General features: G+C 31.8%; 8 protein-coding genes. 6 read left to right on the plus strand and 2 right to left on the minus strand.

Going from position 1 to position 13,347, the window contains the following annotated elements:
- Positions 1 to 254: 254 nt before the first annotated feature.
- Positions 255 to 1,904: a PQQ-binding-like beta-propeller repeat protein gene (locus AN960_RS08305; protein ID WP_056469485.1), complete on the plus strand. Its 1,650-nt coding sequence runs from the start codon at positions 255 to 257 to the stop codon at positions 1,902 to 1,904.
- A gap of 199 nt (positions 1,905 to 2,103) precedes the next feature.
- Positions 2,104 to 2,682, plus strand: coding sequence for a YARHG domain-containing protein (locus AN960_RS08310; RefSeq protein ID WP_056469488.1), 579 nt, complete (start codon positions 2,104 to 2,106; stop codon positions 2,680 to 2,682).
- A gap of 149 nt (positions 2,683 to 2,831) precedes the next feature.
- Here AN960_RS08310 and AN960_RS08315 read toward each other — a convergent pair whose 3' ends face one another.
- On the minus strand, positions 2,832 to 4,214 hold the full coding sequence (locus AN960_RS08315) for a M48 family metallopeptidase (RefSeq protein WP_056469491.1): 1,383 nt from the start codon (positions 4,212 to 4,214) through the stop codon (positions 2,832 to 2,834).
- A gap of 245 nt (positions 4,215 to 4,459) precedes the next feature.
- Between AN960_RS08315 and AN960_RS08320 the strand changes: the two genes are divergently transcribed.
- The 4 genes from AN960_RS08320 (at position 4,460) to AN960_RS23965 (ending at position 12,039) form a co-directional block, all read left to right on the plus strand.
- Positions 4,460 to 5,758, plus strand: a complete 1,299-nt coding sequence (locus tag AN960_RS08320) for a TcaA 3rd/4th domain-containing protein (protein WP_056469494.1) — start codon at positions 4,460 to 4,462, stop codon at positions 5,756 to 5,758.
- A gap of 748 nt (positions 5,759 to 6,506) precedes the next feature.
- The gene (locus AN960_RS08330; protein WP_056469499.1) at positions 6,507 to 7,124 is read left to right on the plus strand and encodes a lysozyme family protein; all 618 of its coding nucleotides are present in this window, start codon (positions 6,507 to 6,509) and stop codon (positions 7,122 to 7,124) included.
- A gap of 307 nt (positions 7,125 to 7,431) precedes the next feature.
- Positions 7,432 to 10,266 (plus strand): SH3 domain-containing protein, encoded by a 2,835-nt coding sequence (locus AN960_RS08335; protein WP_056469502.1) that lies wholly within the window; start codon positions 7,432 to 7,434, stop codon positions 10,264 to 10,266.
- Between the two features lie 126 nt (positions 10,267 to 10,392).
- Positions 10,393 to 12,039 (plus strand): Ig-like domain-containing protein, encoded by a 1,647-nt coding sequence (locus AN960_RS23965; RefSeq protein WP_082459435.1) that lies wholly within the window; start codon positions 10,393 to 10,395, stop codon positions 12,037 to 12,039.
- Positions 12,040 to 12,580: 541 nt separating this feature from the next.
- Here the strand turns inward: AN960_RS23965 and AN960_RS08345 are convergent.
- Positions 12,581 to 13,237 carry a sugar transferase gene (locus AN960_RS08345; protein ID WP_056469505.1) on the minus strand — a complete coding sequence of 219 codons (657 nt, stop codon included), beginning with the start codon at positions 13,235 to 13,237 and terminating at the stop codon, positions 12,581 to 12,583.
- Between the last annotated feature and the right edge of the window lie 110 nt (positions 13,238 to 13,347).

Raw genomic sequence — 13,347 nt, forward strand, 5'->3', positions numbered from 1 at the left:
ATCAATTCTCTTCTTTAAATGTAACATAAGTTTTAGGGGACTCAAGGTGTAAATAGTGGGAATTTATTGAAAAGAATGAAAATTATACTGTTAATACTAGAGTAAGAATTATTAGCATTCAATATGTAGTGAGCGATCTTTAAGTAAAAATAACTAGATAATTTCAAAATGTGACAAATTGCTTACTTCCTATTCTATATAATCTTAGTAGTTTCATATTAATAGTCTACTAAGATATGAGGGAGAGAGCTTAATTGAAGACAAAGATCGGTATAATCTTTTCTGCTGCAATACTTTTAACAAGTATATTTAGTTCACCATCGTTGATACACAGAGGCACTAAACATGAGACAAATTTAATAAGTAGTAATGAAGTAAAAGCTGCAATAAATCAAGAGAGCAGTGAACAGTCAACAATTCAAAAGGTTGAGACGAATCAACAAAAAAAGTGGGAAGCACTTCAACTGAATCCACTCCCAAGTAGTAAAAACCTAACTTATAGTTTCAGTAATAGCACAAAAGTTTTTACAAAGCCTTTCCCAGAGCAGTATCAAACCGTTAATGGAATACTGAGCTTTCGAGGCGGACCTTTCCGAAATAATGGTTCGATGGGAACGACAGTTATTTCAAAGCAAAAGTTAGTTAAGAGCTGGTCTTTTCAAACTTCTTCTTCAGCTGGATGGGGCGGGGGCTCAGGATGGACTGGTCAACCTAGCGTAATTGAATGGAAACCACAAGAACAAAAAATTATGAATTTATATTCTCAATTTAAAACAAAGTCAAATTTTAAAGAAGTAGTTTATGGGTCTTTAGATGGGAGAGTTTACTTTTTAGACTTGGCAACAGGTAAGAAAACGAGAAATCCAATTAATATTCAAAATCCAATTAAGGGTAGCGTGGCTCTTGATCCACGTGGATATCCTCTTTTATACGTTGGACAAGGTATACCGCAAACCGGGAAAATAGGCATGAGGATTTTTAGTCTAATTGATGGCTCTCAATTAGCATTTATTCCTGGAATAGATTCTTATTCTTTCCGTGGTTGGGGTGCTTTTGATGGATCTGCGTTATTTAACCGAGATGATGATGCTATGTTAGTTGGTGGGGAAAATGGACTAGTTTATTTTATAAAACTAAATACTAAATATGATCCAAAGGCTAAAAAGATAAAAATTTCTCCAGTCATTTCAAAATATCGATATAAACTTAAAAATAATTCTTACCAAGGTATTGAAAATTCAGTAGCAGTATTCAAAAACATTGCATATTTCGCCGATAATGGTGGCAGTATTCAAGCGCTAGATATTATTAAGAAAAGGCCAATTTGGGCAAATAATGCATATGACGATACGGATGCGTCAATTGTCATTGAGAATTCTAATGGTACACCGTTTTTATACACAGGTTCTGAAATTGATAAACAAGGAACTAAAGGCTATGCACGCATTCAAAAGTTAAATGGAGTTACTGGTAAAGTAATTTGGGAGAAGAAAATACCAGGTTATTCGATAAAAGGTAATCATCCAGTTAATGGTGGACTACTGGGGACACCAATTGTTGGAACTGGACCATTAAAAGGACAGGTTATTTTTAATATTTCAAGGTATAAAACGATGAATGGTGGCTTATTAATTAGTTATGATACAGTTACTGGGAAAGAAAAATGGCATTTAGATTTACCAAACTATGCGTGGTCTTCTACAGTAGCGGTTTATACAAAAGACAATAAAGCTTACTTAATTCAAGGTGATTCTGTTGGTAACATGTACTTAATTAGTGGTAGCGGAAAAATTATCAATAAGATTAATCTAGGTGCGAATATTGAGGCGTCTCCAGTTGTAGTTGGCCAACAAGTGATTGTTGGAACTAGAGGTGGTAAATATATAAGCGTCAATATCCAATAAATATAGTGGTGAATGATCCCTAACTCCGTTTGAGGAGCTAGGGATTTTTTGTTTATTTGTATAATTTTTTTAAAAACGCTCTTTTCAATTGTGTTAATAACGTATTAAACTTCTATTAAAATAATTGGATTTTAAGCAAATAGATTAGATAATATGATAAGTGTATCTATTTATTACTGTATTAGGGGAGTGAAAGGATTTGGCTAATAAGGGAGAAAATGAAGTTGAAAGTCGTTCAGAACATAGAAAACTTAAGAATAAGGATGATGGTTTTAGTAGTAAACGATACTTTTCGTTAATACTCGCAATAGCTGGAGTACTAATAATAGGCGCTACAGCAATTTTTTATGTTTACCCAAAAATAATGAACGAAGGTAATATTCATCCAAAAAATGCTTCTACAGAGTCAGTGGCGGATAAGGATGTAAAAAAAGAAACAAAAAGTGAAAAGACGGCTGAAACAAAAACTAAGGAAGTAGCTAAAGAAACAACTACTAAGGAAACAAAAGTTACCGATGTAGAAAAGCAATCAAAAGATTATATTTTACCAGGTAGTAATAGTAGAAAACTAACGAATGCAGATCTAATTAAATTAGCTCCAAATGATTTACGTTTAGCCAGAAATGAAATCTATGCTAGGCACGGTTTAGTATTTAAATCTAGTGATTTGACGATTTATTTTAGCTCGAAGTCTTGGTATAAACCTAATCCAGCATATGGCGGACAGCTTAATGATGTAGAACAATATAATTTAAATTTAATTAAATCAAGGGAATAGTTGGATATACAAAAAATCTTAAGAAAAATAACTACAGTTCCTTTTAATAAGCTATTAAAAAAAGCAAAGTTCAGTGATTAATGAACTTTGCTTTTTTCATTTGTTATAATACAATGCGTTTGAAAAGAAAATAGCTACAGGAGTATGTCTTAAAGGTTAATCTCGCTTCCTTGATTAGCTAACCATTTTATGATTTTCGTTGCTCCATTTTCCTTTGCTACTTCTTTTACTGTCATTCCATCCACGTTCTTTATTGATAAGTCTGCACCTTTTTTAATTAGGTATTGGAATGTTTTTACATCATCTACATCATATGTTGTATCAAAAATAGGTGTTTCCCCAGAACTGTCTTGCTGGTTAATATTTGCTCCGTATTTTAGTAGTAAGTCAATTGCTTGCTTGTCTCCCAAAGAAGAAGCGGCATGTAAGAGTGTCCAATCATCTGCATCTCCTATAGAAGGATCAGCTCCGTTATCAAGTAATAATTTTAACATCTCTAAGTTAAGATGGTCTTCATCAGTATATGAAGTTACGAGAAGTGGAGACTCGTAGTCATCATTCAATTCATTTACGTCTGCACCTTCGTCAATTAACTCTTTAACTTGTTCAACATCGTTATCAAGTACTGCTTGCGTTAATGGTGTTTCCTTAGATAAATAACCATCAACGAATGATTGTGCTAGTGGAATCGCTTTTTCTACTAATAAGCCTGCACCGACTAAAACTCCGAACGACAATGCAAAAACAGTTATAGCAATCCCGTATACGCGTTTTGGAGTTTTAAATAGAATATCGCTTTCTACATTATTAAAATGATGCAAAGCGTTAATACGTTTTGGTAAAGTTGGATGCGACATTAATCGTTCACTTAACCAAATTAAAAAACCTTTTTCATTGCTACTATTTAATAAATATTCACGTTGATCAATTCGTTGATAATATTTGCGTCCAACTGCTAACATCGTAAGTGCTTGAGTCGATGCTTCAAAATCATTTATATAATAACTAGCCATTCGATCACTTGTATACTCACATGCACGTGAATAAGCCGAACCTAAAAAAGGAACCCAATTTGCAGGTAATACTAAAGCTTGTTTCAGAATATGATTTCGTTTAATATGTGCAAGTTCGTGTGCAATCACAAAATCAACTACTTTTGGGTTTGATTCAATCTCTTCGAATAGATCTGAATATAAAACAATCATATTCCGTCCAAAGAAACGCGTAGCAAAAGCATTTAATAATCCTCCAGATTGGATTACATAAAAATCTGGTAGAAAATAAAAGCCCATTTCCTTTGAAATTTCTCTTGTTCTCAAATATACTTCTGGAAATTGTTTTTCAGTAATCTTAACACCATTTATACGTATGTGGGCGGTGTAAATTAAATGGGCAAAGAGTGGTAAAACGATTAATATTCCTAAAATAATAAGACCAACAACACTTAAAATTAGTAATAAATAAATTGGAATACTAATAATTAAAAGTAATATAAAATAAAACGATTCTTTCCGATTAACTAACGGCTTCACTTTTTCTCCTCCTATCTCTCAGTCCTTATAGTTTAACAAGTAAATAGAGAGGATGTCATACATATATTTAAGAGAAATGAAACCAATTACTTCCACTAAATATTAAAAAAATTTCTTTTTACCCTTTAAATAAAAAATAGTATGATAGACTATAGTTTACTTTTTTAAGTATTTATTTAGATTCAATTTATATAGTAAAAACAAGCATGATTTAGAATGAAAATTTAAGGGGAAGTTAAAAATAAATGGAAACTCAGTTTAGAGAACAAAATTCCTTGTCAAGAGCGGGTATACGAACAATGAGAAATAAACGAATACCTAGTTTTAATAGAAAATGGATGTTTATTTTAATACCGATAATCGTCATATTAATTACACATTTAACATTAAATTACTTAAATTCGCCTAAAAGATTAGTGAAGATTTTTGATAAAGCTGTGTCAGATAATAATTTTAAAGAAGTCACACATATGCTACAAAAAGGCGGTACGGGGGCATCCCTAGATGAAGACTCAGTAATCGCATTTATGGATTACTTGAATAGCTATGATGTATTAGATAATTTAGACGATATGATTCAAAATAATAAAGTGGTTAATAGTAAATTAATAGATAGTCGTGGAAATTATGTGCTTTCAATTAAAAAGGGTAGTAAATTTTTAGGGATTTATCAAACTTATTTAATAAGTGCCCAACCATTCGAGTTAACGATTTCTTCGCCAATTGACGACATTGACTTAAAATTAAATAATCATATTACACACTTGAAAACAGACGAATACGAAACAACATATCACAAAATTTTACCTGGAAAGTACACTTTGGCTGTTTCATATAAAGGTGTTTATAGTGATGTTAAGGATGCAGTTGATATAGATTTTTCTTCTGCTACAAAAAATAAATTATCACAGGAATTAACCTTTAATGTTAGTTATGTTCAAATTTACTCCAACGAACCTGATGCAGAACTTTTTGTAAATGGAAAAGACACTGGGGAAAAAGTAAGTGACCTAGATCGATTTGGTCCGTTTTTATTAAATGGTAAAACAGTAGTTCACGCTGAAATTGAAAAAGATGGTGAGTTATTTAAAACAGATGATATTCCAGTTACAGGAAAATATGTGGATTTAATGTTTGATACGCCAGTTGAAAAGCAGGACGATACTGGTCAAAAAGATGGATTCTTTGCAGGACTTAAACGATTTTTTGATAAGTATTTACCAAGTCCTAAGCCTTCTTCTGATTTGGAAGAAAAGCAATTAATTAACGGATTGTTTAATCAAAATGGCCAAGCATTCTTACAGTCTAAGGAATATCAAGACAAAATTAAGAAAAAAGATACAACACAAAAACTCACAAGCTTTTCTATGAAAAATTCAAAGCAAGATGATTCAGGTATGATCATTACAACAAATGAGACGTATGAGATAACTGAAAAAAATGGAAAAACTAAAGTGAAATCATTTGAAATTACTTACCACTTCTCAAGAGAAAATGATGAATTGAAAATGGATCGAATAGTAGAAGTAAAAGAGATAAAGTAAAGTGTAGTAAAAGAGTCCACCTTAGGTTGGACTCTTTTTAGGGTAATGAAATAAAAATGGTCAAACGTAAGTTAAGTGAACATTATTGATAATACAATTCATTCTTTGATGATCCATTAATGGTTTTAAATGTTAATATGTTTGAGCGGTTTTAGAATAACAACAAACTCTAGTAATTGTTTACTCTTGAGAAGTTAAAAATTTTTAAGAACAAATTTTTATAAAAACAAGTATAAATGATTATTATAATAAGTTATGTTTGGTCTTAATTGACATACAAACTGATTAACAAGCTATTGTGTTACTCTAGTAAAAGTTATTAGAGTAGTTTTTTAGTATAATCATTTTTTTGATGAAAGAGTTGATTGGAACGAAGGGGTGCTCGACTCCTATGGGATATGCGGGAAGGCTGAGACCCCGCAGGCTGGCCGAGGAGGCTAAAGAATCTCGCCCCATGGAAAGCGTGCACCCTGTAGTGGAAATCAACATCACTAAACTCCCTTTACGAAAATTTGATAATTACTTGAAAAGAGCCCAATTAAGATTGGACTCTTTTTTTGTAGATTCAGAGTTGGAGGAGCCCGCAAATATTAAGCTGGGGTTAAAAGGGCGACATTCTTATTAAGTTTTTATTAAAAGAAATATTTCTTTTTTCACATTTTAATGTCAAATATATGTAGTTTTAGCACATTGCTTTTTTAAATAGGAATATTCGTTATAATGTATTAAAGAGAAATGTTTGGAGGTAATGAAAAAGAATAGAATGTGGAAATTTATTAAAAAACTTCTTTTATTTACACTTCTGATGTCAATTATTGGGTTATTTGCGATCTATCGTTACTATTTCCAAGGCGTGTTGAAGTATGAAACACAAGTTTATACTGAATTAAAGGCGTCTGATTTAGAAGAATACACTCCTTTATTACTAGGTCTAATGATGCAAGAAACGAAGGGGAAAGGAAAAGATCCAATGCAGGCTTCAGAATCACTAGGACTTGCAAAGGATAGTATTCAAGATACTTCAAAAAGCATACAACAAGGGGTCTCACACTTTAAAGACGTATATTCCTATGGTAAAAAACAAGGCGTTGATTTACAAACCATAATACAAAGTTACAATATGGGAATTGCCTATATTGATTTTGTAAAAAAACATGGTGGTAAACATTCAGATCAACTTGCTAAAACGTATTCACTATCGATGGTGGAGACGAATCCTGAGCTTTATACGTGTAATAATAATAAGAAAAATTTCAGATATCCATATTGTTATGGAGACTTCACATATAGTCAAAAAGTAATGAAAAAAACAAAGTACTTTGAGATTTTAGTCCCACTTAAACATAATATTGTAGGAAAACCATAGTCCATGGAGAAGAGTAAATGTCTTCTATATGGACTTTTTAACTTTTTTTTTAGAATTGTGTCAATTTAATTACAAAATGGTTGTCGTTTCGATAAAACAAAACAATTTCCTTTTTTTACCGATATAATTATTGAACAAAACAATTCAAATTCCGACATTTTATGACTTATACTTAACTTTAGTGTTAATTTTTGTTAATTTCATTTTAAAAACATTTATAATTTATTAATTTTACTAGCTTAATAGAATTGGATTGTTTTATTCTACGGTTTAAATGTAAAAATGGTAGGAAAGGAAAGTTAGATACATGAAAAAAATGGGAAGAGTACTTTTGGTATCAACAGGCATCTTAGTAGGCACCTCCAGCATTTCCTGTCCTAATATTGGTTTGGAAACATCAAAAGCGAGTGCAGCGATCGTAAATATTAAAACGAAGTATCAAACGACAGCAAATCTAAATTTAAGACAGGGGGCAGGTACAACTTATAAGTCCATTTTGACTATTCCAAAAGGAAAAGTAATTACTGCTACTCAAAGAAATGGTAAATGGTACAAAGTGACTTATAGTTCAAAAACTGGTTGGGTAAGTGGTACTTATTTAAAGGAATATTATAAATATACTACTCAAGCGACTGCATATTATTTTACAAATAAAACTACTAAACTATATCCAACGCCTGATACCAAAAAAGCTGCAGTATATTCTGTAGTTGTTAATAATGGGTTTTATAGTACTCAAAATATTGTAAATAGCATTGGCCAAACATGGTTCCGCGTTAGTTACAATGGCAAAACATTGTATGTAAATAGCGCAGATGTTACGAAAAGTGCTGTAGCTACATTTGCCCAAACAAAATATAAAGCAATTAAAAATACAAGTTTATATCAAACATATGGTATATCATCTAAAGCGCTATCAAGTATTCCGGCTGGTACGGTTATTTCATCATCAAAACGTGTTGGTAACTGGTATATCGTCACGCTTAATGGTAAAACGGGATATGTTTATATTAATAACTTTACAAAAGTAAATGAAATAAAATATGAAACAACAAGTACTGCATATTATTTTACGAAAGCAGTCACGAACTTATACGCAACTCCAGATGCAACTAAACCTGTAGTAACTACAGTTAGTGGAGATAATGGCTTTGCTTCAACTCAAAAAGCAACAGATGTAGTAGGGAAGCTCTGGTATCGAATTAATTACAAAGGACAAAATCTTTATGTTAAGAGTGAAGATGTAACTGCAAATAGCTTTACAACGTTTACCACTACGAAATATAAAGCACTTAATGCAACATATTTATATGATTCGTTCGGTAATGCATCAAAACAGCTTATTCAAATTCCAAAAGATACAGTTATCCTGATTAGCAAAAAAATTGGTAATTGGTATAGTGTGACTTATAACGGTGTAAGTGGATATGTTCATATTAGCAACTTTACAAAAGTAAATGAAATAAAATATGAAACAACAAGTACTGCATACTATTTTACAAAAGCAGTCACGAACTTATACTCAACTCCAGATGCAACTAAACCTGTAGTAACTACAGTTAGTGGAGATAATGGCTTTGCCTCAACTCAAAAAGCAACAGATGTAGTAGGGAAGCTCTGGTATCGAATTAATTACAATGGACAAAATCTTTATGTTAAGAGTGAAGATGTAGCTGCAAATAGTTTTACAACGCTTACTACTACGAATTATAAAGCACTTAATGCAACATATTTATATGAATTGTTCGGCAATACATCAAAACAGCTTATTCAAATTCCAAAAGATACAGTTATTCCGATTAGCAAAAAAATTGGTAATTGGTATAGTGTGACTTATAACGGTGTAAGTGGATATGTAAAAGCAGTGGATTTCGGAAAAAGTGATGTCGTGACAATAACTAATATAACAGATACGACGTATATTACGACTTCAGAATTAAATATGCGTCAAACGTATGATGCTTCTTCATCATTACTTACAGTAATACCGGTTAATATGGTTTTAATTGCGACTGATAAAGCTTCTAACAATTGGTATAAAGTTAGTTACAATGGTAAAACGGGATATGTATCTGGATCATATATCAAGCAAGTAAAGACTGGTGACCCAATGACATCAAGAGATAGCTACCAGTTTATCGATCTGCGTACACCTTCGCCTGTAACTGCTGCGCAAATTAATACCTATATTGCTAGTAATGTGAAAAGCGGAGCTAAGAGTATACTGACTAATCAAGGACAATTATTTATTAATGCTGGAAATAAATATGGTGTAAATGCACTTTATTTAGCAGCACATGCCATTCATGAAAGTGGATTTGGTACTTCTCAAATTTCATTAGGAAAAAATAACTTATTTGGCTTTGGTTCATATGATGCAACACCATACATAGCATCATACAAATTTATGAGTGTACAAGAAAATATAGAGTATATTGCACGCTCAATTAAGTCTACCTATTTAAATCCAAGTAACTGGAAATATCATGGTGCATATCTTGGATTTAGTACTAAAGATATGAGTAATGTAAGAATAGATGCAGCGAGTGAAGGGATGAATTTTTATTACGCGACTGATCCAAACTGGGGTAATTTGATTGCGCAACATATGCAAAAAATTCTACCGTTTGATAAAGCGTATTATGATAAAGCTCAACCGAATACTACGATTCCGGGCAGTCCATCTACCCCTGTTGGTAGTGATGTATTCCCTGCTAATATCCAAGCAGTTGCAAAAGGAAACATTGATCTATACACTGCAAAGGGAGATGCGGCTAAAGTGAAATCGATCTCAGCTGGTACCGCCTTCCTTCTTCTTGAAAAAACAAATGATTATTGGATTAAATTATCAATTGATGGAAATGTTTTTTGGACAAACAGTATCAAGTTAAATGCCTATAGTCAAACTTTATCTGTTAAAAACTTAGGTAGAACAACAGATGCTTTAAACGTGCGCTCATCTGCAACTACAGCTGTAAGCAATATAATTAGTACGTTGAACCTTAATACTTATGTAAGTATTGTTACAAATACAGATGGTACTTTAACAATGGATAGTACAAAAAAATGGTATAAAATCCAATTAGCGGACGGAAGCTTTGGATGGGTATCTTCAAGTTATGTTAGACAAGAATTAAAATAAAAAAGTGACTCCTCGTGAGTCACTTTTTTACTAGTTTAATTGAGTAACAATTTTTAAGATAAATATGTTTATATGTTACAATGAAAAATAGAAAATTATTTAACTAGATTGGGGAGGAGTAAAATTTTGAAATCAACAATGTTAAAAGTAGGTTTATTAACGACGCTTTCCATTGGCTTAGTTGCTGGAAAAGCATCAGCAGCAACGGATTGGTCCACGAAATGTTTACCAATGGGCGCAATTAAACAAAATGTAAATCCATCTAATCAACAAATTAACTGTTTATTAACGAATGCAGCATTAAGTAAGAATATTCCACCTGAGGTTGTAAAATCAATTGCAATGAAAGAATCATCATGGAGACAATTTGATGAAAAAGGACAACCGGTTGTTTCTACAGATAATGGATTTGGAATTATGCAAGTGACGGATTCAAACATTGATACAGAGAAATTGAAAAGTGACATCGTATATAATATTGAAACTGGTGTTAATATTTTAGACCAGAAGTACAAATTATCGTCATTACCAAAAATAAAAGATGCAGGAAGAGAAATTATTGAAAACTGGTATTTTCCTGTAATGGCGTATAACGGCACAATGCCTGTGAATAGTCCGTTAAAAAGAAATGATGACCATTTAATCATAAGGAACTTGGAAACTTATCAAGATAAAGTATTTAACATCATTGAAGACCAAAGTTTATTAGGAAGTACAAAACTTGCTCAATATCCATTTGCATATGATGATTTTACTTATGATCCAAAACTAAACGAAAGTATAAAATTTAATAAGCCGGTTTATACGATGACAAGTGGATTACATGAGTCTGCTTATTTATTGAAAAAAGGCGATATCGTTAAAGTAACAATGGCTGGCACAAAGCTAAGAACTCAACCGAATACTTCATCTTCATATACAGATCAACCTTTAAATCAGGTATTTGTTATTAATGGAGAATTTAAATACACTGAACCAAATAGTAGCTTAAATCATTTTGTATGGTTCCCAGTAAAATCAACTGATGGGAAAAAATCAGGTTATATCGCTTCTTCATATATTGCCAAAAAGAAAGATTTTGTAGCTCCAATCGTAACTGGGGTAAAAAATAATATTTCATATAATAAAGACGTAAAAATTACCTTTGATGAAGGTACTGCTTTATTAAATGGTGCAGGATTTAAAAATGGTCAAATAGTTAGTAAACAAGGCAAATACACTTTAGTTGTGAAAGATGAGGAAAGTAACACAACTACAATCACCTTTACAATTGATAAAACAAAACCTACAACACCAACAATGAGTACAGTTTCAGATCAATCAACTACTGTTACGGGAACGGCAGAAGCAGGTTCTACAGTTAAACTATACATTAATGGTAAGTTTCAAAAAAGCACAACAGCCGCATCAAATAAAAGCTATAAGTTTACAATTTCAAAGCAAAAAAGTGGTTCGACAGTTAGTGTAACTGCTACGGATAAAGCTGGAAATGTAAGTGCAACAAAGTCTTTAAAAGTATTAGATAAAACACCACCAGCTCTTCCAGTTGTTAATAATGTTACTTCAAAATCAAAAACTGTAACAGGAAGTGCTGAGAAAAATGCTTCAGTGAAGGTTTATCGAGGAAGTACATTAATAGGTCAAAGCTCCGTTAATTCTAGTGGTAAATTTTCTGTGTCAATAAAAGTACAGAAAGCAAACACGTATTTAAAGGTTTATGTCATTGATAAATCAGGAAACAAAAGTGTTCGTACGATTAAAGTTATAAAATAGCAAAAAGCGATGCAATAAGGTTTTTTCTTATTGCATTGTTTTTTTTTTTGATTTTTCAAGTTCTTATGGAAAGAGTAAATATATTTGTTACAAACTTTGAATTAATTGTTTCATTTCTAATGCTCGATAAATTAGAGACGAGCATCTGCTTTTTCATAATCTATTTAGGATGAATGCAATTTGTTTTTAATATGTGGATAACTTGTTAATAAAATTAGTATTTATCGACAGGAAGAAATGTTTAACATTTTTTATTTTGAAAGAATTTTGTCGTATCTTAATATTTCTTAGCTGCTTGTATTAATTTATAAACAAGTGGTTTGTGGATAAGTATTATATGTTATCCACAAATTGTTAATAAACTTCAGAAATTGTGGGTAATTTTCGGAATTTAAAGTGTTTTTTTACCTTAACAATTATTTAATGATTAATACAACTTATTATTAAAGAAATTAAAAGGCCTTTTCCCAAATGAGAAAAGGCCTTTTGTTAAATTATTCTTATTTTTAATTAAGAGAATTCTGAACTTGTCTTATATTACTTAACGAGCACCTTCACCAGTCAAGACAACTTTAATTGTTTTAAACATAATTCGAATGTCCAAAATGATTGATCGATGTTCTATATAATGTAAATCCAAGACTAACTTCTCTTTCGGTGTTAATTCATACCCGCCATTCACTTGTGCCCAACCAGTTAACCCTGGTTTGACTGTTAAGCGATTAGTGAAGCCTGGTACTTCGTGATTAAATTTGACTAAAAAAAACGCTCTTTCAGGTCTAGGACCAACAAGACTCATATCTCCACGTAAGACATTGACAAACTGCGGTAATTCGTCGATACGAGTTTTTCGAAGGAAGTGACCAAGTTTTGTAATGCGAGGATCATCCGTACTAGCCCATTGTGGTCCATTTATCTCTGCATCCATACGCATTGTTCTTAACTTATAAATATTAAAAATCTTCCCATTTAATCCAACTCGTTCTTGTATGAAAAGAGCAGGGCCAGGAGAATCAATTTTTATTAAAGCAATAAAGAACAATACAAATGGTAAAGAAATAACAAACGCGAGCGACGCAAAGACAATATCCAATGTTCTTTTTATAAATGAATAAAAAATACTTTTCTTTTTTAATGACTCAAGTTGTTGAATGGAATATCGGCTTTCAACCTTTTGTTGAGTATTCTGTAAGGCCATTTAAACACCCCAGTTTATAATTTAGGCCCATCCTTGCAAGTGCATTGCAACATGTCCTAATGTATAACGTTTACGTTGTATAACATCATAACAATTATAAATGTTCGCAG

The organism is Bacillus sp. FJAT-25509, from assembly GCF_001420605.1.
Lineage (GTDB): Bacteria > Bacillota > Bacilli > Bacillales > Bacillaceae_G > Gottfriedia.